This window comes from Aurantiacibacter rhizosphaerae, assembly GCF_009807005.1.
GTDB classification, from domain to species: Bacteria; Pseudomonadota; Alphaproteobacteria; order Sphingomonadales; family Sphingomonadaceae; genus Alteraurantiacibacter; species Alteraurantiacibacter rhizosphaerae.
Window position 1 is genome coordinate 1,140,225 of record NZ_WUBR01000001.1, and the last position, 26,168, is coordinate 1,166,392.

Annotated in this window: 28 protein-coding genes; 16 read left to right on the forward strand and 12 right to left on the reverse strand. The window is 61.8% G+C overall.

Going from position 1 to position 26,168, the window contains the following annotated elements; genetic code table 11:
* Nucleotides 1-86: 86 nt before the first annotated feature.
* From GRF63_RS05355 to GRF63_RS05365, 3 genes are read left to right on the forward strand one after another with little or no spacing between them, the layout of a single operon-like run.
* Complete coding sequence (locus GRF63_RS05355; protein WP_160484908.1) at nt 87-872, forward strand: SDR family NAD(P)-dependent oxidoreductase; 786 nt, start codon at nt 87-89, stop codon at nt 870-872.
* A gap of 36 nt (nt 873-908) precedes the next feature.
* Nucleotides 909-1,796, forward strand: a complete 888-nt coding sequence (mtnP, locus tag GRF63_RS05360; protein WP_160484909.1) for an S-methyl-5'-thioadenosine phosphorylase — start codon at nt 909-911, stop codon at nt 1,794-1,796.
* Nucleotides 1,793-2,320, forward strand: a complete 528-nt coding sequence (locus GRF63_RS05365) for a MarR family winged helix-turn-helix transcriptional regulator (RefSeq protein WP_337189616.1) — start codon at nt 1,793-1,795, stop codon at nt 2,318-2,320. Before mtnP ends, GRF63_RS05365 begins: the two co-directional genes overlap by 4 nt.
* Nucleotides 2,321-2,398: 78 nt before the next feature.
* On the opposite strand, the gene GRF63_RS05370 is transcribed toward GRF63_RS05365, so the two are convergent.
* The 7 genes from GRF63_RS05370 to GRF63_RS05400 form a co-directional block, all read right to left on the reverse strand.
* Nucleotides 2,399-3,391: a type II secretion system F family protein gene (locus tag GRF63_RS05370; protein ID WP_160485403.1), complete on the reverse strand. Its 993-nt coding sequence runs from the start codon at nt 3,389-3,391 to the stop codon at nt 2,399-2,401.
* Nucleotides 3,392-3,419: 28 nt separating this feature from the next.
* Nucleotides 3,420-4,391 carry a type II secretion system F family protein gene (locus tag GRF63_RS05375; protein ID WP_160484910.1) on the reverse strand — a complete coding sequence of 324 codons (972 nt, stop codon included), beginning with the start codon at nt 4,389-4,391 and terminating at the stop codon, nt 3,420-3,422.
* A 77-nt stretch (nt 4,392-4,468) separates the two neighbouring features.
* Nucleotides 4,469-5,764 carry a pilus assembly protein CpaE gene (locus tag GRF63_RS05380; RefSeq protein ID WP_160484911.1) on the reverse strand — a complete coding sequence of 432 codons (1,296 nt, stop codon included), beginning with the start codon at nt 5,762-5,764 and terminating at the stop codon, nt 4,469-4,471.
* 3 nt (nt 5,765-5,767) lie between these two features.
* Nucleotides 5,768-6,421, reverse strand: coding sequence for a CpaD family pilus assembly protein (locus GRF63_RS05385; RefSeq protein ID WP_160484912.1), 654 nt, complete (start codon nt 6,419-6,421; stop codon nt 5,768-5,770).
* Between the two features lie 5 nt (nt 6,422-6,426).
* The gene (locus GRF63_RS05390) at nt 6,427-8,079 is read right to left on the reverse strand and encodes a type II and III secretion system protein family protein (RefSeq protein WP_237392294.1); all 1,653 of its coding nucleotides are present in this window, start codon (nt 8,077-8,079) and stop codon (nt 6,427-6,429) included.
* Nucleotides 8,080-8,090: 11 nt separating this feature from the next.
* Nucleotides 8,091-9,197 carry a Flp pilus assembly protein CpaB gene (cpaB, locus tag GRF63_RS05395; RefSeq protein ID WP_160484913.1) on the reverse strand — a complete coding sequence of 369 codons (1,107 nt, stop codon included), beginning with the start codon at nt 9,195-9,197 and terminating at the stop codon, nt 8,091-8,093.
* 75 nt (nt 9,198-9,272) lie between these two features.
* Nucleotides 9,273-9,767 carry an A24 family peptidase gene (locus GRF63_RS05400; protein ID WP_160484914.1) on the reverse strand — a complete coding sequence of 165 codons (495 nt, stop codon included), beginning with the start codon at nt 9,765-9,767 and terminating at the stop codon, nt 9,273-9,275.
* Between the two features lie 36 nt (nt 9,768-9,803).
* On the opposite strand from GRF63_RS05400, the gene GRF63_RS05405 reads away from it, so the two are divergent.
* The 3 genes from GRF63_RS05405 to GRF63_RS05415 are packed head-to-tail and all read left to right on the forward strand — an operon-like array spanning nt 9,804 to nt 12,214.
* Nucleotides 9,804-10,826 carry an alpha/beta hydrolase gene (locus tag GRF63_RS05405; RefSeq protein ID WP_337189617.1) on the forward strand — a complete coding sequence of 341 codons (1,023 nt, stop codon included), beginning with the start codon at nt 9,804-9,806 and terminating at the stop codon, nt 10,824-10,826.
* Nucleotides 10,827-10,854: 28 nt separating this feature from the next.
* Nucleotides 10,855-11,979, forward strand: coding sequence for an NAD(P)/FAD-dependent oxidoreductase (locus GRF63_RS05410; RefSeq protein ID WP_160484915.1), 1,125 nt, complete (start codon nt 10,855-10,857; stop codon nt 11,977-11,979).
* 58 nt (nt 11,980-12,037) lie between these two features.
* Nucleotides 12,038-12,214: a YegP family protein gene (locus GRF63_RS05415; RefSeq protein ID WP_160484916.1), complete on the forward strand. Its 177-nt coding sequence runs from the start codon at nt 12,038-12,040 to the stop codon at nt 12,212-12,214.
* Nucleotides 12,215-12,220: 6 nt separating this feature from the next.
* Here the strand turns inward: GRF63_RS05415 and rnhA are convergent, their stop codons facing one another.
* From rnhA to ispH, 3 genes are read right to left on the reverse strand one after another with little or no spacing between them, the layout of a single operon-like run.
* Nucleotides 12,221-12,655: a ribonuclease HI gene (gene rnhA / locus GRF63_RS05420; protein ID WP_160484917.1), complete on the reverse strand. Its 435-nt coding sequence runs from the start codon at nt 12,653-12,655 to the stop codon at nt 12,221-12,223.
* On the reverse strand, nt 12,652-13,626 hold the full coding sequence (thrB, locus tag GRF63_RS05425; RefSeq protein WP_160484918.1) for a homoserine kinase: 975 nt from the start codon (nt 13,624-13,626) through the stop codon (nt 12,652-12,654). The genes rnhA and thrB overlap by 4 nt, the downstream gene beginning before the upstream one ends.
* 10 nt (nt 13,627-13,636) lie before the next feature.
* Nucleotides 13,637-14,611 (reverse strand): 4-hydroxy-3-methylbut-2-enyl diphosphate reductase, encoded by a 975-nt coding sequence (ispH, locus tag GRF63_RS05430; protein ID WP_160484919.1) that lies wholly within the window; start codon nt 14,609-14,611, stop codon nt 13,637-13,639.
* A gap of 100 nt (nt 14,612-14,711) precedes the next feature.
* Between ispH and GRF63_RS05435 the strand changes: the two genes are divergently transcribed.
* The 9 genes from GRF63_RS05435 (at nt 14,712) to tatC (ending at nt 22,172) form a co-directional block, all read left to right on the forward strand.
* The gene (locus tag GRF63_RS05435; protein WP_237392296.1) at nt 14,712-15,362 is read left to right on the forward strand and encodes a hypothetical protein; all 651 of its coding nucleotides are present in this window, start codon (nt 14,712-14,714) and stop codon (nt 15,360-15,362) included.
* A gap of 96 nt (nt 15,363-15,458) precedes the next feature.
* Nucleotides 15,459-17,204, forward strand: a complete 1,746-nt coding sequence (argS, locus tag GRF63_RS05440) for an arginine--tRNA ligase (protein ID WP_160484921.1) — start codon at nt 15,459-15,461, stop codon at nt 17,202-17,204.
* 3 nt (nt 17,205-17,207) lie between these two features.
* Entirely contained in the window at nt 17,208-17,897 is a 690-nt protein-coding gene (locus tag GRF63_RS05445) for an SPOR domain-containing protein (protein ID WP_160484922.1), read from the forward strand.
* A gap of 96 nt (nt 17,898-17,993) precedes the next feature.
* Nucleotides 17,994-19,013 (forward strand): beta-N-acetylhexosaminidase, encoded by a 1,020-nt coding sequence (nagZ, locus tag GRF63_RS05450; protein WP_160484923.1) that lies wholly within the window; start codon nt 17,994-17,996, stop codon nt 19,011-19,013.
* 5 nt (nt 19,014-19,018) lie between these two features.
* Nucleotides 19,019-19,837 (forward strand): segregation and condensation protein A, encoded by an 819-nt coding sequence (locus GRF63_RS05455; RefSeq protein WP_160485406.1) that lies wholly within the window; start codon nt 19,019-19,021, stop codon nt 19,835-19,837.
* Nucleotides 19,830-20,570 carry an SMC-Scp complex subunit ScpB gene (scpB, locus tag GRF63_RS05460; protein WP_160484924.1) on the forward strand — a complete coding sequence of 247 codons (741 nt, stop codon included), beginning with the start codon at nt 19,830-19,832 and terminating at the stop codon, nt 20,568-20,570. The genes GRF63_RS05455 and scpB overlap by 8 nt, the downstream gene beginning before the upstream one ends.
* A gap of 31 nt (nt 20,571-20,601) precedes the next feature.
* Nucleotides 20,602-20,862 carry a twin-arginine translocase TatA/TatE family subunit gene (tatA, locus tag GRF63_RS05465; protein WP_160484925.1) on the forward strand — a complete coding sequence of 87 codons (261 nt, stop codon included), beginning with the start codon at nt 20,602-20,604 and terminating at the stop codon, nt 20,860-20,862.
* A gap of 27 nt (nt 20,863-20,889) precedes the next feature.
* Complete coding sequence (gene tatB / locus GRF63_RS05470; RefSeq protein WP_160484926.1) at nt 20,890-21,354, forward strand: Sec-independent protein translocase protein TatB; 465 nt, start codon at nt 20,890-20,892, stop codon at nt 21,352-21,354.
* Entirely contained in the window at nt 21,354-22,172 is an 819-nt protein-coding gene (gene tatC, locus GRF63_RS05475) for a twin-arginine translocase subunit TatC (RefSeq protein ID WP_160484927.1), read from the forward strand. The genes tatB and tatC overlap by 1 nt, the downstream gene beginning before the upstream one ends.
* A 12-nt stretch (nt 22,173-22,184) precedes the next feature.
* On the opposite strand, the gene GRF63_RS05480 is transcribed toward tatC, so the two are convergent.
* Both GRF63_RS05480 and GRF63_RS05485 read right to left on the reverse strand, forming a co-directional pair.
* Nucleotides 22,185-23,849 carry an amidohydrolase gene (locus GRF63_RS05480; protein WP_202131568.1) on the reverse strand — a complete coding sequence of 555 codons (1,665 nt, stop codon included), beginning with the start codon at nt 23,847-23,849 and terminating at the stop codon, nt 22,185-22,187.
* Nucleotides 23,846-24,769 (reverse strand): NAD(P)-dependent oxidoreductase, encoded by a 924-nt coding sequence (locus GRF63_RS05485; RefSeq protein WP_272914646.1) that lies wholly within the window; start codon nt 24,767-24,769, stop codon nt 23,846-23,848. Before GRF63_RS05485 ends, GRF63_RS05480 begins: the two co-directional genes overlap by 4 nt.
* Nucleotides 24,770-24,839: 70 nt before the next feature.
* Here GRF63_RS05485 and GRF63_RS05490 point away from each other — a divergent pair, with 70 nt between their 5' ends.
* Complete coding sequence (locus tag GRF63_RS05490) at nt 24,840-26,066, forward strand: threonine ammonia-lyase (RefSeq protein ID WP_160484929.1); 1,227 nt, start codon at nt 24,840-24,842, stop codon at nt 26,064-26,066.
* Nucleotides 26,067-26,168 lie beyond the last annotated feature (102 nt).

Sequence of the window (26,168 nt, forward strand, 5' to 3'; positions counted from 1 at the left end):
ATTAACCCTGTCGCCCAGACCCTGTCACCTTGACCCTGTCGCCTCGCAACGTAGGACCGTTACAACAACAGCAATCGGGTGAAGCCATGAAGATCGATTCGAGTATTTGCGCAGTCATCACCGGCGGGGCCTCCGGCCTTGGGGAAGCCACGGCGCGGGCAATGGCGGGCCGCGGTGCAAAGGTGGCCCTGTTCGATCTGAACGAAGAGCGCGGCGAAAGCGTGGCTGCCGAGATCGGCGGTATCTTCTGCAAGGTGGATGTCTCCAGCGAGGAATCCATCGCCGCAGGTTTTGCCAAGGCGCGAGAGGCGCATGGGCAGGAACGCGTGCTGGTCAACTGCGCGGGCATCGGCACCATCGGCAAGCTCACCCGCCGCGATCGTGAGACAGGCGATATCAGCCACCTGGACTTCGCCCTGTTTGAAAAGACCCTGAAGGTTAACCTGCTGGGCACATTTGGCTGCATGGCAAAATCTGCCGCCGGTATGATGACGCTGGATCCGATTGGTGATCATGGCGAACGCGGCGTGATGATCTCAACCGCATCGGTTGCTGCCGAAGACGGGCAGATCGGTCAGGTCGCCTATGCCGCGTCCAAGGCCGGTGTGAAGGGGATGACCCTGCCGGTGGCGCGTGATCTGATGAACGAGGGCATCCGCGTAAACACCATTCTGCCGGGCATCTTCATGACGCCGATGATGGCCGGCCTTCCGGAAAAGGCGCAGCAATCGCTTGCCGCATCGGTGCCATTTCCAAAGCGCTTGGGCCAGCCGGAGGAATATGCCGATCTCGCCTGCTTCATGGTGGAAGCGGAATATATGAACGCGGAAACCGTGCGCCTTGATGGCGCCATTCGCATGCCGCCAAAGTAAGCGGCGAAACGGCGGCATCTGCGGAGAGCGAGACAAATGAGCGGTTGGCATATCGGCGTAATCGGCGGATCGGGATTGTATGAACCCGGCGCGCTTGAAGACGCGCAGGAAATCGCCGTCAAAAGCGCGTTCGGCGAACCATCCGGTCCAATCACCACGGGCCGCATCGGGCCGGTCCGCTTCACCTTCATAGCACGGCATGGGGAAGGGCACGCGCTGTCACCTTCCCACGTGAATTACCGTGCCAATGTGGATGTTCTGAAGCGCGCCGGGGTAACCGACCTGCTGGCCATTTCTGCCATCGGCAGTCTGCAGGAAGAGCTGGCGCCCGGCACCTTTGTTGCCGTGGACCAGCTGATCGATCGCACCACCGGCAGGGAGCGCAGTTTTTTCGGGAACGGGATCGTTGCGCATGTGCCGCTGGCCGATCCTGTCTGTCCGCGCCTTTCCGGCCATGTGGCAAAGGCGGCGGCGAAGGCTGGCGCGAAGATCCACAAGGGCGGAACATATGTGGCGATAGAGGGGCCGCAGTTCTCCACCCGCGCGGAAAGCCACATGTATCGCGCCTGGGGTGCAGATGTCGTCGGCATGACGGCGATGCCCGAAGCGCGCCTGGCGAGAGAGGCCGAGCTGCCCTATGCCCTGATTGGCATGGTCACCGATTACGATTGCTGGCGCGATGCGCAGGACGACGTGGATGTGACCGATATCCTGCGGGTGATGAAGGGCAATGCCGATACGGCCAAGGCGATGTTGAGCAAGTTGGCGCAGGTCCTGCCCAAGACGCGCAGCGCCAGTCCGATCGACACCATACTGGATTCGGCAATCATCACCCCGCGTGACCAATGGCCCGTATCTGCACGTACTCGCCTGGATGCCGTTGCCGGGCGGATGATAGAAATATTTCCTACCACTAAAGAGTGACGCTCGAAACTTGCAAACTTGAACAAAGTTGCGCAGGGTCGTTGCTTATGCAACCGACAACATCATTATCACAGTTTCTTCCTTATCAACTTTCGCTCGCATCCAACGCGGTCAGCGGCCGCATTGCCGTGGAATATCGTCAGCGCTGGGGTCTCAGCATTCCGGAATGGCGCGTTATGGCGGTGCTGGGCGATGTTGGTGCACTGACGCAGCGCGATCTGACGAAGCGCACCTTGATGGACAAGGTGGCGGTGAACCGCGCGTGCAAAGGCCTGGAAGAACGTAATCTCGCTGCCAGAACCCCGAATGAGGCGGATGGCCGATCGCACCTGCTGGATCTGACGGATGACGGCCGGGTCATGCATTCCGAAATCATGCCCCGCGCACGCGAGATCGAACGCATGATGTTCACCGGCTTTTCCGAAGAGGAACTCGAACTGTTCCGAACCCTGCTCAGCCGAGCGCGAAAGCAGGCGGAGGATCTGGACGCGGTTGATCTGGAAGGAAGCTTCGGCATCAGCTGAGGTTGCCGGGTACGCCAAAGAAAAAGGGCCCCGCCGGTATGTTCCGGCGGGGCCCTTTTCGTTTCGGTATGCCCTCGATCAGGAGAACGCGTCGGAGATCGAGCAGGCTGCGGGGCCAAGGATCACGATGAACAGCACCGGCAGGATGAACAGGATCAGCGGCACCGTCATGATGGCTGGCAGACGTGCGGCCTTTTCCTCGGCGCGCATCATGCGCTCGTTACGGAATTCTGCGGATAGCACGCGCAGGGCCGATGCCAGCGGCGTACCATAGCGTTCGGTCTGCACCATCGTCGTCACCACGCCGCGCACGGCTTCCAGGTTAACGCGATAGGCGAGGTTTTCGAAGGCCTGGCGCCTCTCGGTCAGGAACGAGAGTTCGATGGCGGTCAGGGCAAATTCGTCACCCAGTTCCGGATAGGCGCGGCCCAGTTCGCGGGCAACGCGGTTGAAGGCAGCGTCCACGGTCAAACCGGCCTCGGCACAGATCACCAACAGGTCCAGCGCGTCGGGAAGGCCCTTCTGGATGGCCAGCGTGCGCTTTTTTGTGACGTTGGCGAGATAGATTTCCGGCCCCTTGTAGCCCAGCACCACCAGCGCCGCGAAGGCGAAGAAGCGCTTCATGCTGCCCCATTCGGGGAAGGTGTCCGTCCAGTAGAAGATGACGATACCCAGCAGGCCCAGCACCACCGGCAACACCATGCGGGCGAAAATGATGATGATCGCCCATTCCTTGTTGCGGAAACCGGCCTGTGCCAGTTTCTGCTGGATCATCTTGACCTGGCTTTCCTGCAGCACCTTCATGCCCTGCAGGGTGTCCTTCATCTTGTCGGTCGTATCGCTACGGCGCGTTAGGCTCTGACGTTTCTTGGACGTCTGCGTCAGCATGCCGGATTTAAGCTCGGCACGCCTGTCGTTCAGCGCCTTCACGCGCTTGGCCATCGGGTCTTTCACCGTAACCGCGGCATAGATTGCAAACACCATAGCAAGGGCTGCGATGCCTGCCAGGATCGTGCCGACAAGGATAACATCGACGCCAAGCAGCGTGGGACTGGATGCGGGGGCGATCATCAACATGGTTTTTCCGTTTCCTCCGCGATCAGATTTCGAAGCTGACCATCTTGGCCATGATAAAGGCGCCGATGCTCATCCACACCATGCCGCCAAGGCCGGTCACGATCAGGCGGTCATCGGTGAAGAAACCACCCAGATAATTGGGATTGATCCAGTAGATCAGGCCAAACACGATGAAGGGCAGGGCGCCAACAATATAGGCAGATGCCTTGGATTCAGAGCTCATTGCCTTGATCTTCAGCTTCATCTGCGAACGCTTGCGCAGCACGTCTGCGAGGTTGGACAGCGTTTCGGCCAGGTTACCGCCGGTTTCCCGTTGAATGGCGAGCGTGATGACGAAAAACTGGAATTCCGGCGTGTTCAGCTTGTCAGCCGTTTCTTGGAGCGATTCCTCCATGGTGCGCCCGATCCGGATACGCTCTGTCACCGCGCGGAATTCCGAGCCGACAGGGCCGGGGATTTCGCTGGCAACCACGCCGAGGGTTTCCGTTACCGGAAGGCCGGAGCGCAGGCCGCGCACGAGCAGCTCGATCCCGTCGGGGAATTTTGCGGTAAACTTGTTAGTGCGCCGCTTGATGAAGCTGTTCACCACCATGTGTGGCAAACCCGCCCCAAACAAGATGCCAACGCCAAGTGACAGCATCGCAGCGCCGGTGTTGAGGTAAAGCAGGGCCGTTACCAACAGGGCCAGGCCAAGCGAGACGTAGAGGTACTGCGTCAGCGTCCAGTCCATGCCGGTGCGGTTCAGCCGCAATTCCAGCGCCTGCAACCGGGAGTTGGCGCCTGCGCGCGAGAACTGCTTTGGCTTGCGGGAAGCGATGGCCTTCTTAAGCTGGCTTTCGACCTTGTCCGTGGTGCTTTGCGAATGGCGGAAGCGCACGGCCTGCAAGCGGCGCTGCCCTTCCTTTGCGGGCGATGTGCCCGACATTGCCGTGTAGCCCAGGATCATCAGGCCCATGAGGCCACCGGCTAATAGCAGAAGCTGGATGATGCTCATGGAAAACCTTCTTTCAAACTTGTTTCAGTTGCGGGCTTGAATGCGGGCGGGATCGGGTCCCGCCCGCAGATTACGGTTTATTCGGCAGGTTCGGCGTCAGCCTTTGCCTTCTTCGACGAGGAGCCGAGGAGAGACTTCAGATCGAACTTGCCCAGCATGGAGCCTTTCTGGCCGGCTTCTTCGATGCTTGCGCCGTCATCTTCGGCAACGCCGGCAATCATCTTGGCGATCTCGCGGATGGGGCCGACGGTTTTCGAGCTCTTGTTGGCTTCGATAAAGGTCTGGCCCAGCTTGGCGGCATTGGCCGCTGCCTTCTGGTCGAACGAGATCTGGAAGTTGATCTTACGTTCAATGGAGGCTTCGAAATCGGCCTTGCTGATCTCCGCGGTGCCCGGCTGCATCTTGTTGCAGACGATCAGCGGGTGACAGTTGGGCGCATTGGTCTTCAGCCAGGACAGGATGCGGATCGTATCGCGCGCCGATGCCAGGGTAAGCTCGGTGACAAGCGTCACCACGTTTACATCCGTCAGCAGGTGCGGGAAGTTGATCAGCATGTTGCGCGGCATATCCACCACGGTCATGTCGAATGCCTGGCGGAACTCTTCTTCCAGTTGCAGGAAGGCGGTTCCATCCGTCATCATCGGCGCGTTGATCGGTGCCTCTGCCGACATGATGGCGAGGTTATCGTTGGCGCGGATCATGGCGCGTTCGATGAACAGGCCGTCGATACGGCTGGGGTTGTCGATCGCGTCGGTCAGGCCGCGGCCCGGCTCCAGATCCAGTGCCAGGGCACCGGTGCCGAAGTGGACATCCAGATCCAGCAGAGCGGTGGAGGCCTGGTGTTCGGTGGAGAACAGCCATGCCAGCGACGTCGCCAGCGTGGATGCACCCACGCCGCCGCGCGTTCCCACAACCGCCGTGGCGATGTGTTCACGCTCGCCTTCACCCTCTGCATTGCGGGGGGTGGAGAACACGGCCTGCGCCTGCGTCAGCGCATCGCGCAGCTGACCTGCGGAAAGCGGTTTCAGCAGGTAATCATGAATGCCGCTGGCCACCAGATCGCGATAGAGGCGAACATCGTTCACCTGGCCCACCGCGATCACCACGGTGCCGGGTTCGCAAACCTCGGCCAGCGCGTTGATATCGTTCAGCGGGTCGCCGCTTTCGGACAGATCGACCATCAGGATTGCCGGGCTTGCAGCGATGGAAAGCGACTGAATGGCGTTACGCAGGCCACCCTTGTTGCACTTTTCAGGCTGCCAGCCCATTTCGATAACCACCGGACGCAGCACGTCGAGCGCGCTCTCGTCGCAGATGAAGGCGGAGAAGGGCTCTCGATTGCCCATCGAACCGGTTTTGAAAGGCGAATTCATCGATTAGCTCCCTTCGTTGGAGGCGACTGCAGGAAGACCGCCGGCGCCGGTTGGCTCCTGGCTGCGGAAGGATTCGATGGCGCGGTTGGATGTCATGATGACAGTCTCACCCGTTCCCTTGGCACCTTCCAGAAGGTGTTCAGGATCGGCCACCATTGCGGCAAGGTTGCCATTCACCGAACAGCCGTAACCGTCGGAGGCGTGGTTGCCCTGCTGGAAACCGAACTTGTCGGACCAGTCGTTGCAATTGGGTACGTATGCGGTGGAACGGGTGACCACCACGCGGACATTGCCGGGATCGACATAGCCCTGCGTCACAGGTGCGCTATCGGCCAGCAGGATGCCGTAGCGGCCTGCAACTGCGGCGATATCTTCTCGAACGGCGGCGCTGTCGACGGGCGTGTCGATCGCAACGCGATCACCATATCCCAGGTCCAGCGTATCGAACCAGTCGCCAAGGCGGGCCTGTTCGGTCGCGTCGAGCCCGGTTACGCCGGTGCGCAGGTCGAGCACGTAGTTGCTGCGCTCTACAACCGGCTGGTTAACGCTGTTGAGCGAGTAGTTGTTGTTCACGTCCATCCCGCCACAGGCGGCAAGGCCGAGACCGAGCGAGAGCGCCAGGGCCGAGCTGGCAGCGCGTTTCAAGCTAATGTTCATGGCGATCACTCTCCGTTTGCGATGCTGAAGCCGGGCGTTGCGGCCGCGGCGGTCTGGGTGGCGGCGCCATCAGGACGCTGGCCACTGGCAAGCGCTGCACCGTTCTGGTCCGTCAGGCTGACATCGGGGCCGGCAGGTGCAGGGTTTGCAGCGCGCGGCATGGGCCGCTGGCCACCGCTGGTGCCATCGGTTTCCTGTCCGAACAGGAACTGAGAAGCGGCGTTGGGGACAGCGAAGCCATCGGTCGGCAGGCGGATCTCACGATCACTGACCGGTTCGACCAGATATGGCGTCACAACGATCACCAGCTCTGTTTCGCCGCGACGGAAGTCGGTGGAGCGGAACAGGTTGCCAAGGATCGGGATGTCACCCACACCCGGCGCCTGGTCGATCGTGTTCTGGGCGTTGCTGGACATGAGGCCAGCAATCATGAAGCTCTCGCCCGAGCCCAGCTCTACCGAGGTTTCCGCACGGCGGATGGTGAGGGCGGGGATCTGGAAACCGTTAAGCGTCACGGCACCCTGGCTGGAAAGCTCGGAAACCTCCGGGCGAACGCGGATCGAAATCCGGCCATTGGCCAGCACGGTCGGCGTGTAAGAAAGGCTGACACCGAATTTCTTGTATTCAACGGTGGTGGTGCCCAGGCCCTGCGACAGCGGGATGGGGAATTCACCGCCCGCCAGGAATTCAGCGGTTTCGCCGGAAAGGGCAGTAAGGTTTGGCTGCGACAGGGTTGTCACCAGGCCGCGCTGCTCACCAAGATCCAGCGCGCCTGCGATATCCAGGCCGAACAGTTCACCAATAGCGCCCAGCGTCGTCTGGCCCTGGACCGGCGTGATGCTGGTGCCGGGGACAGTGCCGCTGCATTGGCCGTTGGCCAGAATTGGAGGAATACAACCTGCAACTTCGTTGCCGATGCCGAGTGGACCGCCAAGGGCATTGAACTGATCTGTAACCGTGCGACCACGTCCGATACCGAACTGGAAGCCGCCGGTCCCGTCAATCGTCGTCAGGTTGGCGCCGATATTGCGAACCAGCGAACGGCTGACCTCGGCAAAGCGTACCCGCAGATTGACCTGCAGCGGGGTGGCCATACGAAGGCGGGAAATCACGTTCGCATCTGCGCCAACGAAGGCCTGCACCAGGCGTTCAGCCTCCGCAGCATCTTCAGGAGCGGCAACCGTGCCTGTCAGCAGCACGGTATTGGTGCCCATGGTGGCAACCCGCACGTCTGCTTCCGGCATGGCCAGGCCCAGCATCTGATCAACGCTGTCCAGGTTCGAACCGACGCGGATATTGGCGGACCAGATGATATCACCGGCAGCATTGCTGGCGTAGATCGTGGTTTCGCCGCCGGACAGGCCGAAGACATACAGCTGGCGCTGCGATTTTACCTGCACATCGGCAACCTGATCGTTCGATACGAAGATGTCTGCCATGTTGCCCGGAAGGGTAATCAGCTCACCGCGGCCGATGGACAATACGATGTCCTGTGCGGCCCTGACGGAAGTCTGGGCGGAAGCCGTGCCAGCGGGCACTGCAACGGCCAGCGGTGCAATTGCGCATGCGGCGCTGAGCATTGTCTTTAAAAGGCGGCTTTTCATCGTCTTGCCTTTCGGAGCGTTTCCAGTGGAAATCGTGGATTTGAAAGTGTTCATGATCATGGCCTTCACCGCAGGGTCGACATGCCGACCGAACCGATTTGGGCACCTTCGCCCATCGCGCCGGCCTGGCGGTCAAGAAGGGCACCCGCGCCGCGACCGACGGGAGTGACGACGGTGGACTTGCCGCGGGTAACGCGAACGGTGGGGCCGGTGGGTGCAGCGTTGGCAGATACACCCGGCGTCATCGGCGCGGCAGCAACAGCCGGCTGGCGATTATCGTTACCGCTGTCACGGGGCGGAACGGTGCGACGCTGGAAGCGGGACACGTCACCACCGGTCTGGAAGGTGGTGGCACCTTCGCCGGGGCGAGACATGGCGACCCGCAGCAGACGCTCTTCCTCTTCAGGAGATGCATCGTTCGGCAGTTCGACTTCACCCGATGCAATCGCACGCTCAAGCTCGGACTGGTTATCGGCGATGGAGCGGAGCGACAGGCTCAGCGTGCCGATGGTCTGGGCAACGGCGATCTTCTCGGCGATGCGCGGCGTTACTTCCATCGTCACCGTACGGAAGGCGCGGACCACGGTGCGGCCCTCTTCGGTGGTGGTGGTTTCGGTCGACTGGTCGGTGGCAAGCACGCGCAGGTTCGTAAGGATCGTTTCGGACGTGCGCAGGGCTTCACCTTCGCCGCCGTTCACGGTCTGCGTCAGCACCATGTCCACACGGTCACCCGGGAACACGAAGCCGGCCACACCGGTGCGGGCGGAAACGGGCACCGTCACGGCACGCATGCCTGGGCCAAGCGCCGCAGCAAGGAAGCCGCGATCACCCGGCGCGACGAGCGAGCCCTGGGTTACCGGTTCGCCAGCCGTCATCGGATTGCGAACAACAGTGCCCAGCAAGGCCTCCATATCGGCTTCACCGTCGATGAAGTAGGCATCCTGCACCAGTTCCTTCGGCCACAGCTGGTAGCCAACGGCATCGGCAGTCACGATGGTGCCGACGGGCAGGCCACGCTTGGCGACAAGCACCTTGGGGCCGGTAGGTTCAACTTCGACAGCTGCCGAAGCTTCGGGTGCCGCGGCACCGGCGAACATGCTGCGAGCAAGGAGAGCCGTACCGATCGCAACGATCAGCGCCCCTACCAGCAGAATAAGTTTCTTCTTGTCCATGGTGCGTCAAGCCCCCTCAGATGGTCCTTGCAAAATGCTTTTTGCCGAATACGGCGCGATTGGTTAAAATCAGGTTCACTGCGCCGCTGCCGCGATGGCGGAAGCGGGCAGAAAGATGGTGCCGATGACCCACAGGCCAGCAGCGGAAATGGCGACGCCATAGGGCACGGCCCAAGGCTTTTTCTTGCGGCGGCCCATCACGTTGCGGGCTCCGATGAACAGCGTCAGCACGCCCCCGATGAGGGCCATCATCACAATGAATTTCACAAGCACGAGCGGCTGCATCCACAGCGCCAGCGCGGTCAGCAGTTTCACATCGCCGCCGCCCATCTGTTTCAGCGCGAACAGCACGCTGCCCAGCGCGAAAACGCCGATGGCAAGGCCAAGCTGTATGGTGATGTCGGGCCAGAATGCGTAACCGCGGGCGATCCAGAACACCGGCGCACCCAGCGCGATTGCCAGGTTCAGCCAGTTGGCGATGCGGCGGCTCTTGATATCGGTATAGGCCGCTACCAGCAGCGCAATTGCCAAGGCGGCAAGCAAACCGTACGTGATCGGATCGTCTAGCATTAAGGCCCCCAAGTGTCCCTTGACCCTTGTGCTAGCGTGCATGGCTTACCAAAAAGTAACCAAAGGCAGGAGGTTGGAATTAGCCACGCTATCACTCAGGTTCCTGCGGATTTTGATCGCAGGGCAATTCCCGCAAGCGCAACCGAACGTAAGTGGATCGCCGAGGACGGGCACGAGATCCGCATAATCGACTGGGGCGATCCTCCTGCCGATGTGCCGCCGCGCGGTTCGATCCTCTTCATGGCAGGGCGCGGCGATGCCTATGAAAAATACCTGGAAAGCTTTGAACACTGGCGCCTGAAGGGCTGGAAAATCAGCGCTGCAGACTGGCGCGGGCAGGGCGGATCGGGCCGCCTGGGCAATGATGATGCCACCGGCCACATCGATGATTTCCTCCTGTGGGTCAGCGATTTAGCGCAAGTGTGGAGTGCTTTCGCCGAAGCGCGCGAGGGGCCGCTGGTGCTGATGGGCCATTCCATGGGCGGGCACCTGGTGCTGCGCGCGGCGATAGAGAAGGTGCTGATGCCGCAGCCTGATGCCATGGTGCTGACGGCGCCCATGCTGGACGTTTTTCCAGAGCATGTTCCGCTGTTTTTCCGGCGCGGGCTTGCGCATCTGATGGCGCGCATGGGTGATCCGCGCCGCCCCGCCTGGGGCAAGGGTGAGAAGCCGATTGCCATGAACAGCCTGCGGCAAAACCTGCTCACCCATGATGCCACGCGCTATGACGACGAGAGGTTCTGGCGCACATCGCGGCCTGAACTGAAGCTGGGATCGGGAAGCTGGGGATGGGTGCGCGGGGCGATGGATTCGATTCGCGCCATTCACGCGCGCGGCGCACTGGAAAGTGTGGACGTGCCGGTATTGATGGTGGCGACCGATGCGGATCGGCTGGTAAGCCCCGCGGCAATCCGGCGGGCGATTGATCGGCTGCCGGATGTGGAAGCATTGGTGTTTGGCGATGAAGCCCGGCACGAAATCCTGCGCGAAGTCGATCCGGTGCGGAACAAGGCACTGGCAAAGATCGACGATTTTCTAGAGCGGCGCCTCACTGACTGACTGATCGAGTGGTTGATTGATTGCAGACATGACCGAAGTCTACGACATCGCCGTGATTGGCGCCGGTATGGCCGGTGCCAGCATCGCAGCAGAGCTGGCCGCAGCGGGCGGCCCAGCCTTGCGGATCGCCATGTTCGAGGCGGAGGAATTTCCCGGCTACCATACCACCGGCAGATCCGCTGCCTTCAGGGAGGAATGTTACGGCGGGCCGGATGTCGTCCCCCTCACGCTGGCTTCGGGCGATTACCTGCGCGATGGCGGTTTTCTTAACCCGCGCGGCGGGCTGTATGTCGCGCGCGAAGGTCAGGATGAGGAGGTGGAGGCGTTCCTGCAGCGATTTTCCCAGTCCGACGTCACCATCCAGCGGCTGGATCGTGCCGGGCTGGAGGCTCGGTTGCCGGGCGTTCGCGCCGGGTGGACGCAGGCGCTGAGCCAGCCCAACTGCGCGGATATTGATGTGGCGGGCCTGCACCAGCATTACCTGACGCGGGCAAAGGCGGCTGGCGTTACCTTACTGGCGCGGCACCGTCTGCACGATATTGCGCGCGAGGGCGCGGAGTGGCGGATGAATTTCGGCTCTGCCGGAGAGGCGAAGGCCGCCATCGTTGTGGATGCGGCAGGTGCGTGGGCGGACGGGGTTGCCCGCCTGTGCGGCGCGCGTCCTCTTGGTATTCAGCCGCTGCGCCGCACTGTTGCGCAATTGCGGGTTGCCCCCGCGCCGCAGCCGGACCTGCCGTTGACGCTGGATATCGGCGGCGATTTCTATTTCAGGCCCGATCATGGCCGTATCTGGCTAAGCCCGCATGATGAAACGCCCAGCGAACCCTGCGACGCCGCGCCGGAGGAGTATGACGTGGCGCTGGCTATCGATCGGTTCGAATTGGTGGTCGACTGGCGGATAGAAGCAGTGGAGCGCAAGTGGGCGGGCCTGCGCAGCTTCTCCCCCGATCGCCTGCCGGTGTACGGGTTCGATCCCAGAGTGGAGGGTTTCTTCTGGTTCGCCGGGCAGGGCGGCTACGGCATCCAGACCGCGCCCGCCGCCGCAAGGTTTGGCGCGCAATTGCTGCTGGGAAAACCGCGCGATGCGATGACGCAGAATCTCGATCAAACCCTTTATTCGCCGCACCGCTTTGCCGCTGGTGGTCGGGCCTAGCCAAGAGACTGATCTTTGTTATGGTGACCGCCGGCTTATACTAGAGGGAGATTACACCATGGCTCATCATTTCCAGATTTATAAGGACAAGGCCGGCGAATTTCGCGTGCGCTTCAAATATAATGAAGAGGTCATGTTCTCGACCGAGGGATATTCCTCGAAGGCGAGCGCCAAGAATGCCATCGAATCCATTCAGAAGAATGGTCCGGGTGCCAAGATTGTCGACGAAAGCTGAGAATTTCTAGCGGGCGCTGTCGGCCGCGTCGCTGGCGAGGCGGTCGACACGCTCGTTCTCTACATGGCCCGAGTGGCCCTTTACCCATTGCCAGTGGATCTGATGCGGTGCGGCCGCCTCGATCAGATCGTGCCACAGGTCTTCATTGCGCACCGGCTTCTTGCTGGCATTCACCCAGCCGCGCTTTTTCCAGCCTTCGACCCACTTCGTGATACCGTCGATGACATAGCGGCTGTCTGTATGCAACGTAACCTCGCACGGTTCGATCAGGGCCTTCAGCGCGCGGATCGCAGCCGTCATCTCCATGCGATTGTTGGTGGTTTCGGGATCGGAGCCGGATAGCTCCTTCTCATGCGTGCCCATGCGCAGCAGCGCGCCCCAGCCACCGGGGCCGGGATTGCCCTTGCAGGCACCATCGGTAAAGATATCGACGTGTTTCACGAGCCGAACACAGCCTTTCCTTCGCGGCGATAGAATTCCAGCCTGCGCACGAAATCCATCGGGTCTTTCCTTGTCACCAGCGCATCTGCCGGGGTTTCGATCCAGTCCTGTGCGCGGCTAGAGATGAACCGCAGGGCCGCACCTTGTGCCAGCAGCGGCATGGCCTCGCGCTCATCATCCTCCAGCAACCGCGTGCTTTCATAGCCTTCGACAAGGGCCTGTCCCACATCGGGCCGATAATCGCGGCCATCGCTGCTGAAGCTCCAGGCGGCATGGGTCACGGCCAGATCATAGGCCATGGCATCGTTGCAGGCGAAGTAGAAATCAATCAGCGCGCTGACATTATCCCCGCGCATCAACACGTTATCGGGAAAAAGGTCCGAATGGATGATGGAGCGGGGCAGGCCATCGGGCCAGCGCTGCGCCACGTCGCGCGCCATCTCCACCACGCCGGGAAGGGCTGGATCGATGGCTGCCAGGGCCTGCGCCGGACAATCCGCCAGCACTTGCGCGGATACATCCGGGCCAAGGCTGTTTTGTCGCTTTCCGGAAAAGCCCATCGCCGTAGCGTGCATTTCGGCGAGCACCCGGCCCACGCTGCGCGCCTGCGCAGGGGTTGGCGCATCCACCGAAACGCCGGGCAGAAATTCGATCAGCGCCACGGCCTTGCCCTGCAACATGCGTGATGACGCGCCTGAGCGATCATGGATGGTGCGCGGCACGGGGCAGTCGTGCGCCGCCAGGTGATCCAGCAGATCGAGGAAGAAGGGCAGGTCTTCCAGCTCTATGCGTCGTTCATACATGGTGAGGATAAAGCGCTTGCCATTGGCCGCGCTGCCGCTGGTTTCGATCAGCCAGTTGGAATTGGAAACCCCCTCGGCAATCCCCTTTGCCGAGACCAGTTCACCAACGTCATATTCCGCGATCAGTTCGGCCAGGGTTTCTGCCGAGAGCTGCGTGTAAACCGCCATGGATAAAGGCCTAGTCCGTCAACTGGCGAGGCAGTTTGAAAACCATTTTCTCCTCCGCGGTGCGGATCTTCTCCTCCCGCACATCGCGCCATTCGGCCAGCTTTGCCACCACTTCGCGCACCAGCACCTCTGGCGCGCTGGCGCCTGCGGTGATGCCCACCGTGCCGATGCCATCCAGCCATGCGGGATCGATTTCCGATGCGCGCTGGATCAGGTGGGACGTGGTGCCCAGCCGCTCTGCCACTTCTACCAGCCGCAGGGAGTTGGACGAGTTGGGCGCGCCGATCACCAACACCAGATCGCAGCCCGGCGCCATCGCCTTCACCGCTTCCTGCCGGTTGGATGTGGCATAGCAGATGTCTTCCGCCTTGGGCGCCACGATATTGGGATAGCGCACCTTCAGCGCGTTCACGATTTCGGCGGTGTCATCCACGGAAAGCGTGGTTTGCGTCAGGAAGGAAATCTTTTCGTCCTGCCCGAACGGCAATTTGCCCACGTCATCCACGGTTTCCACCAGCGTCATCTGGCCTTCGGGCACCTGGCCCATGGTGCCGATCACTTCGGGATGGCCGGCATGGCCGATGAAGATGATGTGCTTGCCCTTTTCGATCTGGCGTTCTGCCTGACGGTGCACCTTGGATACCAGCGGGCAGGTGGCATCGACATAGATCATCTCGCGCCGTTCGGCCTCTGCCGGAACGGATTTGGGTACGCCATGCGCGCTGAAGACAACCGGCATATCGTCCGGCACCTCGTCCAGCTCCTCCACGAAGATGGCGCCTTTTTCCTTCAGGCCTTCCACCACATAGCGGTTATGCACGATTTCGTGCCGCACATAGACGGGCGCGCCGTACTTCTCGATCGCCTTTTCAACGATCTCGATGGCGCGATCCACACCGGCGCAAAATCCGCGCGGTGCGGCGATCAATACGCTAAGCGGCAATTTCTCGCCGGAAGGGCGGCTATCCTGAAATGGGGCGTTCATGCATGTGCCTCTAGCTGTTGTCGCCTAGTCGGGAAAGGGCTAGGGCCCTGCGAACAGAATTTGGCGGCTGAAATTGCTGCGCATGATACAAGGAATGGGAATGAAAGCTCGGATCGCAATACTTGGCGCTGTTGCCGGCCTCACGGTTCTGGGTGGCTGCCGCAGCGAAGGCGATATCGTGGTGGATACAGGCGTCGGCATTACCGCGCTTCGGTCTGTCTGCCCGGCAGTGGGCGTTCCCGATTACACCGGTGATATCACGCTGTTTTCCCCGGCCGATGCGCGCACCGTGGATGCTCTTGATGTAACCGCGGCCATCACCAATGTGCGATCCACCTGCGATGAAAGCGGCGATCAGGTTTATGCCAGCGCCACCTTCGATGTGAACGCCGTGCGCAGCAACACGTCTGGCGCGCGCACCGTAACGCTGCCCTATTATTCCACCGTCCTGCGCGGCGGCACCTCCGTTGTGGCAAAGCGTATCGGCGAAGTTCAGCTGAACTTTGCGCCGGGCGAATCCCGCGCGCAGGCCAGCGGCACGGCAGGGGCATACGTAAACCGGGCGGAAGCCACGCTGCCGGAAGATATCCGGGAACGTATCACGCGCCGCCGCCGCGCTGGCGATCAGTCCGCTGCCATCGATCCTTTGACCGAACCCGATGTGCGCGCCGCAGTGGCCCGTGCCTCTTTCGAACTGCTGGTCGGCTTCCAGTTGACCGAGGACCAGCTGGCTTACAACGCTACTCGGTAAATCGGGCTACGCGGTAAATCGGGCTACGCGGCAAATCGGGCTACGCGGCAAATCGGGCGCTTTGCGCGGGCGGCCAAACAGGCTAACGGCTCGCCCATGTCCGAGAACCAAACGATATACGCCGCCTTTGCGGAAAAACTCGATGCCGTCCTTTCCGCGTTGGAGATGGAAGGCACGCTGCCGCCTGAAACGAACCGAGCCAATGTGAGTGTGGAGCCGCCGCGCGATCCCTCGCACGGCGATCTTGCAACCAATGCCGCCATGGTGCTGGCGAAGCAGGCGAAAAGCAATCCGCGCGCGCTGGCTGAGCAGATCGTGGAGCATCTGCAGCGCGATCCTGCCATCACCAGCGCAGAGATTGCGGGTCCGGGCTTCATCAACCTGCGCCTTGCCCCGCACAGCTGGATAGAGGAGCTGTCCGCCATTGCCGCCAGGGGCGATGATTACGGCAAGTCCGCGATGGGCGCGGGCACCACGGTGAATATCGAATATGTCTCCGCCAATCCCACCGGCCCCATGCACATGGGCCATTGCCGGGGCGCGGTGGTGGGCGATGCGCTGGCCAGTCTGCTGGAACATGCAGGCCATAAGGTAACGCGCGAATATTACGTCAACGATGCCGGCGGGCAGGTGGATACGCTCGCCCGCAGCGTGCATCTGCGATATCGGGAAGCGCTGGGCGAGGATATCGGCGAAATCCCCGAAGGCATGTATCCCGGCGATTACCTGGTGCCCGTGGGCAAGGCCGCTGCCGATGAATTTGGCGATCGCTACGTGTCAGAGCCGGAAGCCGAATGGCTGCCCCTGTTCCGCGCCTTTGCGGTGGAGCGGATGATGGAGGTCATCAAGTCCGACCTCGCTACGCTGGGCATCCAGCATGACCTGTTTTCATCCGAAGCCGCGCTGCAGGCCGCGAAAAAGCCCGAAGCTGCCGAGGCATGGCTGCGCGAGCATGATCTTGTCTACGATGGCGTGCTGGAACAGCCCAAGGGCAAGACGATCGAGGATTGGGAGCCGGTGGAGCTGCCGCTGTTCCGTTCTACGAAATTCGGCGACGATCAGGATCGCCCGATCAAGAAGTCTGACGGCAAGTGGACCTATTTCGGCGCCGATCTCGCCTATCACATGCAGAAGGCGGAAAAAGCCGATGCGCTGATCGATATCTGGGGCGCCGATCATGCGGGCACGGTAAAGCGGATCAAGGCCGCCGTTGCCGCACTTTCCGAAGGACAAGGCACGTCCATCCCGTTTGACGTGAAGCTGGTGCAGATGGTGCAACTGCTGCGCGGCGGCGAACCTGTGAAGATGTCAAAGCGGTCCGGCAATTTCGTCACCATTGCTGACATGGTGGACGAAGTGGGCAAGGACGTGGTGCGCTTCACCATGCTGACCCGCAAGCCCGAAGCGCAGATGGATTTCGATTTTGCCAAGGTAATCGAGGCCAGCAAGGACAACCCCGTATTCTACGTGCAATACGCCCATGCGCGCATCCGTTCCATCCTGCGCAAGGCTGCGGCGGAAGATCTGGCACCCTCCGATGCCAATCTCGATCTGCTGGCAGAGGACGATCTGACCCTGATCAAGCAGGCCGCCCAGTTCCCGCGCGAGGTGGAAGCCGCAGCCCGCGCGCGAGAACCGCACCGCATCGCTTTCTATCTTTACGATCTGGCCGCCGCATTCCATGCTTTCTGGAACCTGGGCAATGATGACGCGGCAAAACGCATCATCGTGGCACAGTCGGCTGAACTGTCCGAAGCGAGGCTTTTCCTTGCAGAGCAAATAGGGCAGGTTATTCGTAATGGCCTCGCAATCCTTGGGGTTGAGGCGGTTGAGGAGCTCTAGATCATGAATCTTCCCGAGGGAGCAAATGACGAACCCTACACGGCAGAGGAGCAGCTTGCCCTTTCCGATGAAGAGGACTCGCTCCCCTGGCTGGAAGATGATGGCGATTACGAAGACGAGGGCGGATTTGACGCGCGCCTGATCTGGTTCACGATTGTGGGCCTGCTGGTGCTGGGCGCAATATTGGTGGGCGCATGGTGGCTGTTGCGCGATCGGCCCAATTCCGAACTGGTTGCCGATGGCACCGTGCTGGAAGCGCCCGATGGTCCGTACAAGGAACGGCCCGAAAATCCGGGCGGTCGACAGGTGGAAGGCACCGGCGACACCGCATACCAGGTGGCCGAGGGCGAAGCGCAGCGTGGCCGCCTTGCCGATGCCGAACCCGATGCAGCGCGGCCCAGCATTGATGTGGCACAAGGCGAAGATGACGAGGCCGAGAAGGAAGCGGCTCCGCCCGCTGGCTCCGTTTTCGTGCAGATCGGCGCATACACCAGCCGTGCCGACGCAAGCCAGGCATGGGTTGAGGCACGAAGTCGCTACTCCGCGGTATCCGGCCTGAACCATCGCATCGTGGAGGCAGAGGTGAACGGCGCAAAGGTCTATCGCCTGCAGGTTATCGCCGCTAACAGGGCGGCTGGCGATGCCACTTGCCGCGCCATCCGCAACGCGGGCGGGGATTGCTATATCCGCTAAGCCGTTACGCAATGGACGTACGGCGGGCATGTTTTCCCCGGCACTGCTGACTGTAAAGCTTGCACCTTGGCGCGGATTTGGGCCTAATCCACGGCTATGACGCCTGCCATATTCAGCCTTTCCGGCCTCACCCTGACGGGGGAGGAACGCGCCTTTTTCAAGGATGCGCTGCCAGCGGGATACATCCTGTTCGGTCGCAATGTTCAGGATCGGCAGCAATTGCGCGCGCTGACCGATGCCTTGCGAGAATTGCACGGGCGGGAAGACCTGCTGATCTCCATTGATCAGGAGGGCGGACGCGTATCGCGGATGAAGCCGCCCGAATGGGATAGCTATCCCGCCCCCGGTGCCTTTGCCCAGCTTTACGATATCGCCCCGGCCAGCGCCATTCAGGCCATTCGCGCCAATTCACAATTGCTGGCGCATGACCTGGCAGAGGTGGGCATTACGGTGGATTACCACCCCGTCCTCGATATTCCGTCAGAAGGCGCGCATGACGTGATCGGAGACCGCGCTCTTGGCCGCGATCCGATGCAGGTGGCCGCGCTGGGCCGCGCGACGTTGGATGGACTGGCGCGCGGCGGGGTGATCGGGTGTATCAAGCACATGCCGGGCCACGGGCGCGCCACGGTGGACAGTCACAAGGACTTGCCCGTGGTGGACGCCAGCGAGGCCGAGCTGGAAACCGACATGGCGCCATTCGCAAAGCTGGCCGATGCGCCCATCGCGATGACGGCGCACATCCGCTACACCGCATGGGATGCGAAAAATCCGGCGACCCAATCCGAATTCGTGATTTCGCAGATCATCCGCAAGCGCATCGGCTTCGATGGTCTGCTGATGTCTGACGATATCGATATGCAGGCGCTCGACGGCACCATTCCCGAACGATCGGAGCGTGCAATTGCCGCAGGCTGCGATCTGGTGCTGAATTGCTGGGGCAAGATGGATGACATGGTTGGCACGGCCAAGGCTCTACCGACAATCACCGATGCGGGCCGATCGCGGCTGGACCGGGCGATGGCGGGCGCAGGCCGGGTTGGGGATGAAACACCCCGTGCCGAATTGCTGGCGTCGCGCGATGCCTTCCTCGCGCTGGTGGGCGAACGAGCGTGACGGCGATGGAAGACGGCACGCTGTTCGACGATGTCGACCCTTCCGAGAATGATAGCGAGGACTGGCGCGGCATCGCCGCCCCGGCGGAAGCCGATTCAAGCGCGCTGTACATAGAGCTGGAGAACTGGGAAGGCCCGCTGGACCTGCTGCTGGACCTTGCCCGGCGGCAAAAGGTGGATCTGAAATCCATCTCCATCCTGGCGCTGGTGGATCAGTATATCGATTTTATCGAGCAGGCAGAGGCGCTGAAGCTGGAGATTGCGGCCGATTACCTCGTGATGGCGGCATGGCTGGCTTACCTGAAATCCGCGCTGCTGCTGCCCAAGGAAGAGCAGGAAGACCCCTCTCCTGAAGAGATGGCGCTGAAGCTGCAATTGCGCATCGCCCGGTTGGGCGCGATGCGAGAGGCTGGCGCAAGGCTGATGGGGCGGGACAGGCTGGGCCGCGATGTGTTTGCGCGCGGCGCGCCCGAAGGTCTTCGGATTCTCAAGAAGAACCAGTGGCAGTGCAATTGGTATCAGCTGGTCCACGCATACGGGCAGGTGAAGCTGCGCATGGAGCCGGTGGTCCACATGGTGGCAGAGCGGCCCGTGATGACGCTGGAATCCGCGATTGATCGCGTTTCCGCCATGCTGGGCGTATCGCTGGACTGGATGGAATTGCGCACTTTTCTGCCCGTCGATGCAGAACCGCGGCTGCGCAAATCGGCGCTCGCCAGCAGCTTTGTCGCCGCGCTGGAACTGGCCAAGCGGGGACGGGCGGAAATCCGGCAGGAGGAGATCTTCGGTCCCCTCCACCTCCGACGGCTGAAGGCCGATGCCTGAAGGAGCGGCAGACGGCCCGGACGATCTGATGCGCGCGGTGGAGGCGTGCCTGTTCGCAGCAGAAGAACCGCTGACGCGCGAACAGATCTCGGCGCACGTTGGTGATGCCGATGTGAAGGATGCGCTGCGAGCCCTGCAGGAGCAATACGCGCCGCGCGGCATCAATCTGGTGGAGCGGGCCAAGCGCTGGCAATTCCAGACCGCGCCGGATCTTGCGCATATCCTGCGGCGGGAGAAAGACCAGCTCCGCCGCCTGAGCCGCGCGGCCACGGAAGTGCTTGCAATCATTGCCTATCACGAACCCGTCAGTCGCGCGGAGATAGAGGCGATACGCGGCGTGCAGACCAGCGGCGGCACGCTGGATGTGTTGATGGAAGCGGGCTGGGTGCGCGTGGCGGGGCGGCGCGAAGTGCCCGGTCGGCCGGTGATATATGCCACCACGCCGGAATTTCTCAGCCACTTCGGACTGGACAGCCGCAAGGATCTGCCGGGCATTGCCGAACTCAAGGCTTCCGGTCTGCTGGACCCGGTGGACGATGCCTATGACGATCTGATGGAGCAGCGGGAGAGCAGCGCCCAGGCAGGGGCTGCGGATGCATCCGAAAATCAGGCACAGGACGGCGTTAAAACCGCGCCTGATCTTGCGCAGGAAGCAGAGGACACGGACGGGGCGGCAGCGGACCGGGACGGGCCGGATGCAGAGACGCTGGAAAAGCCGGACGAAAGCGCCTAGACTCCGGCTTTAAAGATTTCGGAGAATATTCGTGGGTAGCATTGGACCATTCCAGATCCTGATAATCGCACTGGTGATACTGGTGCTGTTCGGCCGTGGCCGTATCAGCGAGATGATGGGCGATTTCGGCAAGGGCGTGAAAAGCTTCCGCAAGGGCCTGTCGGATGAGGAAAATTCTTCCTCTGACGAAAAGCCCGCATCGCGCATCGAGGGGCCCTCGCACGATGCAAAGCCAGCCGGGGAAACCATCGATCCCGCTCCGGCAGCCACCGGCGACAAGACCACTTCCTGATCCTTTGTAAGCGAGCGCCGCTGACCCATGTTCGATATCGGCGCAACAGAGCTGTTGCTCATCGTTGTGGTGGCCATCCTTGTGATTGGCCCCAAGGACATGCCGCTTGCCATGCGTACCGCTGGCCGCTGGATCGGAAAGATCCGCAAGCTGTCCGGCCATTTCCGCACCGGTCTTGACGCGATGGTGCGCGAGGCGGAGCTGGAGGACATGGAGAAGAAGTGGAAAGCGCAGAATGAAAAGGTGATGCGAGAGCATCCCGACGGCGCGCCCGCGCAGGGTGATGGTGAGATGGAACACACGGGCGCATATCCACCGGCCAAGGCTGCCGAGATGAAGCGCCTGGCGCAGGAAAAATCCGCCGCGAACGAAGCGGCTGCCAACGAAGCGGCTGCCACCAACACGGCCGGGGCAGAAAGCGCAACCAGCAGGGTCGCAGCGAAGGACACCCCGGCGAAGTCTGAAGAACCGCCTGAAAAGGACGCCGGATAATGGCGTTCAAGATATCCGACCTCGACGATACGCAGGCTCCGTTGATGGAGCATCTGATCGAACTGCGCGGACGACTGGTGCGGGCCGTGGCGGCCTTTGGCGTGGCCTTTGCGGTGTGCCTTTATTTTGCCGACGATATCTTCGGCATTCTGGTGCGCCCGCTCACCGCCAGTTTTGGCGCGGGTGAGGGGCGGCTGGTGTACACCCAGCTTTACGGGGCCTTCTTCGTCGAGATCAAGGTGGCGATCTTCGCGGCCTTCTTCGTCAGTTTCCCGATCATCGCCAACCAATTATGGGCCTTTGTTGCGCCGGGCCTGTATGCGCGGGAGAAGCGGGCATTTCTGCCTTTCCTGATCGCCACGCCGGTGCTGTTCACCGCAGGCGCGTGCCTTGCCTATTTCGTGGTGATGCCGCTGGCCTTCCCGTGGTTCCTGGGATTTCAGGGCAATGTGGGCGGCATCAATGCAGAGGCGCTGCCCGAAATGGGCGAGTATCTCGATCTCGTCATGCGCTTCATCCTGGCCTTCGGGATCAGTTTCCTGCTGCCGGTGCTGCTGATGCTGCTGAACCGTGCGGGCCTTGTTTCGCGCGATCAGCTTGTGTCGGCGCGCAAATATGTGATCGTGCTGGTGGTGGCGCTGGCGGCGATCATCACCCCGCCGGACGTGATTTCCCAGCTCGTGCTGGCCATTCCGCTGCTGATGCTGTTCGAAGGTTCGCTGATCCTGATGAAGATCACCGAACGCCGCGATGCGAAGCTGAAAGAGGAAGAGGCGGCCGAGGAGGCTGCAAAGCCCGATAGCGAAACCTCGGCCTAGCCGCCTACTGCCCTAGCGGCTTTCAATCTCGACATCGAATACCCGCTGACCGGCGATCCATGTTTCCAGAACCTCGATCTTCCGCATGTCCGCCGCATTGGCCATCAGCGGATCGGCGCTGAGGAACACGAAATCGGCGCGCTCCCCCTCTGCCAGAGAGCCGAAGCGACCTTCTGCAAAACCGGCGTAGGCAGCGCCTGCCGTATAGGCCGCCAGCGCCTGTTCCCGGTTGATCGCTTCATCGGGATGCCATCCGCCAAAGGGTTCACCATCGGCATTGGTGCGGCTGATCGCGACGGCTAGCCCCGCCATCGGATCGACGGGTTCAACCGGCGCATCGGTGCCGAATGCCAGCTTGCCGCCTGCTTGCAGGATGGAACGCCAGGCATAGGCGCCGCCCAGCCGAACCTCACCCAGCCGCGCCTCGGCCATCATCATGTCGCTGGTTTGATGCACGGGCTGCATCGATGCGATCACGCCGTGTTCTCCAAAGCGTGGAAGGTCAGCCGAGTCCACGATCTGGGCGTGCTCGATACGCCAGCGCCTGTCTCCGGAATAATCGCGCGACAGTTCTTCTATCGCATTCAGCGCATCGGCATTGGCGGCATCGCCGATGGCGTGCACGGCCACCTGGAAGTTGTCGAGCGCGGCGCGGCTCATCAGATTGCGCAACTGCGTGCCGTTGAGGATCGGCAGCCCGCGATTGCCGTGATCGTCCGAATAATCGGCCTTCAGCAACGCCCCGCGCGATCCCAGCGCGCCATCCAGATACAGCTTAACCCCGTTCAGTCGCAGGCGATCGTCATACAGCCACTGCGTTGGCGCAGGCCCGCCGATCAGCAGCATGGTATCCACGCTGTCGGCATAGGACATGACGCGCATCTGCAGCCGTCCGGCATCGCCAGCGCGGCGGAAGGTCATCCAGTCTTCAACGCTGGTGCCCATATCGGCAACCGCGGTGATGCCGTGCCGCAGCAACAGGCGCTGCGCATTGTAGAATGCCAGATCGCGATCCTCGGGGAGGGGCGGGGGAACGGCGTTGTCCACCATCTCCATCGCCGTATCCACCAGCACGCCCGATGGCGCGCGCGAACCTTCCAGGCGCTCTATGCGTCCGCCCACAGGGTCCTTTGTTTCCGCGGTGATATTGCCGGCTGCAAGCGCCATCGAGTTGCCCCAGCCGGCATGGCCATCCACACGCTCCAGCCAGATCGGGCGATCCGATGTAATCGCGTCCAGTTCCGCGGCGGTGGGAAAGCGGCCCAGGCCCCAGCGTTCCTGGTTCCAGCCGCGACCGATGATCCATGGCCGATCCGGATAGGCGGCGGCGTAGCTGGCGATGCGCGACAGCGCCTCTTGCAGCGAATTGGTTTCCGACAGGTCCAGCACCAGCGTGCCAAGGCCAATGTCCATCACATGTAGGTGGCCATCCACGAAGCCGGGCACCACAACGCGGCCTTCGCCATCGATGCGATAGTCGATCTCGCGCGTTGGCCGGTCGCCAAAGTCGAGCAGTTCGGAAATGCGCCCGTCTTCATCCACCACCATGCCGCCGAAGCGATCGATGGAGCCATCGCGCGCAACGGATATGCCTTCGATATTGTCGATATGGGTATCGGCAAGGGCGGGAGCAGGCATGCAAAGCAGGGCCGCAACCACGGCGAAACGAGCGATCATTCGGAAATCTCCGGCAGGTGGCGGATCAGGGCGCTGGTATCCTGCCGCGCGCCGCCCTGTTGTTGTACCTGCGCATAGAATTGGTCGACAAGGGCGGTGACGGGCAGCGAAACGCCCGATGCCTTCGCCTCGCCAAGGGCAATGGCCAGATCCTTGCGCATCCAGTCTATCGCGAAACCGAAATCGAAATCGCCCGCCATCATGGTCTGCCAGCGGTTTTCCATCTGCCAGCTTTGCGCGGCCCCGCCGGAAATGGCCTCCAGCACCTTGTCCGCATCGATGCCGGTCGCCTGCGCCATGCGCACCCCTTCGGATAGGCCCGCCAGAACGCCTGCGATGCACACCTGGTTGATCGCCTTGCAGGTCTGGCCTGCACCGGCATCACCGATGTGGACGATGCGCGCGGCGTAGGCCTCCATCACGGGGGTGGCGGCATCCATAGCCGTGGCCGTGCCGCCGCACATTATCGCCAGCTTGCCATTTTCAGCACCGGCCTGCCCGCCGGATACGGGCGCATCGATGCAGTGAATGCCGCGCTTGTCAGCCGCATCCGCCAGTTCGCGGGCCAGCGCGGGGGAAACGGTGGTGTGATCCACCAGGGTCGCGCCCTTCTTCATCGCCGCCAAAGCGCCGTCATCGCCCAGCAACACGCTGCGCACGTCATCGTCATTGCCAAGGCACGCCAGCACGATGTCGCAATCGGCCACCGCGTCTGCCGGGGTTTGCGCGGTGGAGACGGCAAGTCCCTCACCCTCCAGCCGCTGTTGCCAGTCGGCAGCTTTGGATTGGGTGCGATTATATCCGGTGACGGTGTGACCGGCTTTGGCGAGGTGGCCTGCCATCGGCGCGCCCATCACGCCCAGGCCCAGAAATGCTAGTTTGCTCATATGGCTATGGCGATGCCGAAATTGCTGCGCCAAGGCAATCTTTGTTGCGCAAAAGCTGTCGGCCTATTTGCACGCGCGCGACAGTCCGCTAGCGCGGGCAACCATGACGGGAACAGATAACAGCCTCACCCTGGAAGATGTGCGCGCCGCGGCCAAGCGGATCGAAGGATCGGTGGTGCGTACCTCCACCATGCATTCGCAAACGCTCAGCAAGATTATCGGCGCGGATATCTGGCTGAAGTTTGAAAACCACCAGTTCACGGCGGCATACAAGGAACGCGGTGCGCTGAACGCCCTGCTGCTGCTGACTGATGAGCAGCGCAAGCGCGGCGTGATCGCGGCCTCTGCCGGCAATCATTCGCAGGGGCTTTCCTATCACGGCACGCGGCTGAACGTGCCCGTCACCATCGTGATGCCGCGCACCACGCCGACCGTAAAGGTGATGCAGACCGAAAGCGTGGGCGGCAATGTGGTGCTGGAGGGGGAGACTTTTGACGAGGCCTATGCCCATGCGCGCAAGCTGGAGGGCGAGCTTGGCCTGACCTTCGTCCATCCCTTCGATGATCCGAATGTCGCCGCAGGGCAGGGCACGGTGGCGCTGGAAATGCTGGCCGACGTGCCGGAGATCGAGACCATCGTTGTGCCGATTGGCGGGGGCGGCCTGATCAGCGGCATGGGCACCGTGGCCAAGGCGCAGAACCCGCCGGTGGAAGTGATCGGGGCCGAAGCGCGTCTTTTTCCCAGCAGCTATAACGCGTGGGCAGGCGCGGACCTTCCATCGGGTGGGGATACGCTGGCCGAAGGCATCGCCGTGAAGGAGCCCGGCAAGTTCACCCAGACCGTGATCGACAAGGTGGTGGACGATATCCTGCTGGTGGAGGAGCGGCATCTGGAAGAGGCCGTGTCCCTGCTGCTGCAGATCGAGAAGACCGTGGTGGAAGGCGCCGGTGCCGCGGGCTTTGCCGCCGTGCTGGCCCACAGAGAGCGGTTTGCCGGCAAGAAGATCGGCCTGGTGCTGTGCGGCGGCAATATCGACACTCGCCTGCTGGCCAATGTGCTGCTGCGCGATCTTGCCCGGTCAGGTCGTCTTGCGCGCTTGCAGATCACCTTGCAGGACAGGCCCGGCGCCTTGTTCAAGGTGATGCGGGAATTCGATGCGCATAACGTCAATATCCTGGAAATTTACCATCAGCGCATTTTCACCAATCTTCCTGCCAAGGGACTGGTGACCGACATCGAATGCGAGGCCCGCGACCGGGAGCAGCTGGATGCGCTGGTGAAAGCCTTGTCGGACAAGGGGTATTCGGTCAGCCAGGTGGAACTGAATTAACCATCGATCCTGCCCCATTACGGGGCGTTTACGCAGCCAACGGCGCTATTTGTGGAAATTAATCCTGCAGGTGGCGATTTAAATGGTTAACATGGTTCAACT

What these genes read in the sequence shown, in the direction of transcription:
- GRF63_RS05380 (WP_160484911.1), bottom strand. Translation starts at nt 5,764, where the DNA reads ATGAATTCGCCTTTCAAAACCGGTTCGATGGGCAATCGAGAGCCCTTC.
- GRF63_RS05410 (WP_160484915.1), top strand. Translation starts at nt 10,855, where the DNA reads ATGACCGAAGTCTACGACATCGCCGTGATTGGCGCCGGTATGGCCGGT.
- GRF63_RS05435 (WP_237392296.1), top strand. Translation starts at nt 14,712, where the DNA reads ATGAAAGCTCGGATCGCAATACTTGGCGCTGTTGCCGGCCTCACGGTT.
- argS (WP_160484921.1), top strand. Translation starts at nt 15,459, where the DNA reads ATGTCCGAGAACCAAACGATATACGCCGCCTTTGCGGAAAAACTCGAT.
- tatC (WP_160484927.1), top strand. Translation starts at nt 21,354, where the DNA reads ATGGCGTTCAAGATATCCGACCTCGACGATACGCAGGCTCCGTTGATG.
- GRF63_RS05400 (WP_160484914.1), bottom strand. Translation starts at nt 9,767, where the DNA reads ATGCTAGACGATCCGATCACGTACGGTTTGCTTGCCGCCTTGGCAATT.
- tatB (WP_160484926.1), top strand. Translation starts at nt 20,890, where the DNA reads ATGTTCGATATCGGCGCAACAGAGCTGTTGCTCATCGTTGTGGTGGCC.
- GRF63_RS05445 (WP_160484922.1), top strand. Translation starts at nt 17,208, where the DNA reads ATGAATCTTCCCGAGGGAGCAAATGACGAACCCTACACGGCAGAGGAG.
- scpB (WP_160484924.1), top strand. Translation starts at nt 19,830, where the DNA reads ATGCCTGAAGGAGCGGCAGACGGCCCGGACGATCTGATGCGCGCGGTG.
- GRF63_RS05415 (WP_160484916.1), top strand. Translation starts at nt 12,038, where the DNA reads ATGGCTCATCATTTCCAGATTTATAAGGACAAGGCCGGCGAATTTCGC.
- GRF63_RS05490 (WP_160484929.1), top strand. Translation starts at nt 24,840, where the DNA reads ATGACGGGAACAGATAACAGCCTCACCCTGGAAGATGTGCGCGCCGCG.
- GRF63_RS05355 (WP_160484908.1), top strand. Translation starts at nt 87, where the DNA reads ATGAAGATCGATTCGAGTATTTGCGCAGTCATCACCGGCGGGGCCTCC.
- ispH (WP_160484919.1), bottom strand. Translation starts at nt 14,611, where the DNA reads ATGAACGCCCCATTTCAGGATAGCCGCCCTTCCGGCGAGAAATTGCCG.
- GRF63_RS05480 (WP_202131568.1), bottom strand. Translation starts at nt 23,849, where the DNA reads ATGATCGCTCGTTTCGCCGTGGTTGCGGCCCTGCTTTGCATGCCTGCT.
- cpaB (WP_160484913.1), bottom strand. Translation starts at nt 9,197, where the DNA reads ATGGACAAGAAGAAACTTATTCTGCTGGTAGGGGCGCTGATCGTTGCG.
- mtnP (WP_160484909.1), top strand. Translation starts at nt 909, where the DNA reads ATGAGCGGTTGGCATATCGGCGTAATCGGCGGATCGGGATTGTATGAA.
- GRF63_RS05385 (WP_160484912.1), bottom strand. Translation starts at nt 6,421, where the DNA reads ATGAACATTAGCTTGAAACGCGCTGCCAGCTCGGCCCTGGCGCTCTCG.
- GRF63_RS05455 (WP_160485406.1), top strand. Translation starts at nt 19,019, where the DNA reads ATGGAAGACGGCACGCTGTTCGACGATGTCGACCCTTCCGAGAATGAT.
- GRF63_RS05370 (WP_160485403.1), bottom strand. Translation starts at nt 3,391, where the DNA reads ATGATCGCCCCCGCATCCAGTCCCACGCTGCTTGGCGTCGATGTTATC.
- thrB (WP_160484918.1), bottom strand. Translation starts at nt 13,626, where the DNA reads ATGGCGGTTTACACGCAGCTCTCGGCAGAAACCCTGGCCGAACTGATC.
- nagZ (WP_160484923.1), top strand. Translation starts at nt 17,994, where the DNA reads ATGACGCCTGCCATATTCAGCCTTTCCGGCCTCACCCTGACGGGGGAG.
- GRF63_RS05390 (WP_237392294.1), bottom strand. Translation starts at nt 8,079, where the DNA reads ATGAACACTTTCAAATCCACGATTTCCACTGGAAACGCTCCGAAAGGC.
- GRF63_RS05375 (WP_160484910.1), bottom strand. Translation starts at nt 4,391, where the DNA reads ATGAGCATCATCCAGCTTCTGCTATTAGCCGGTGGCCTCATGGGCCTG.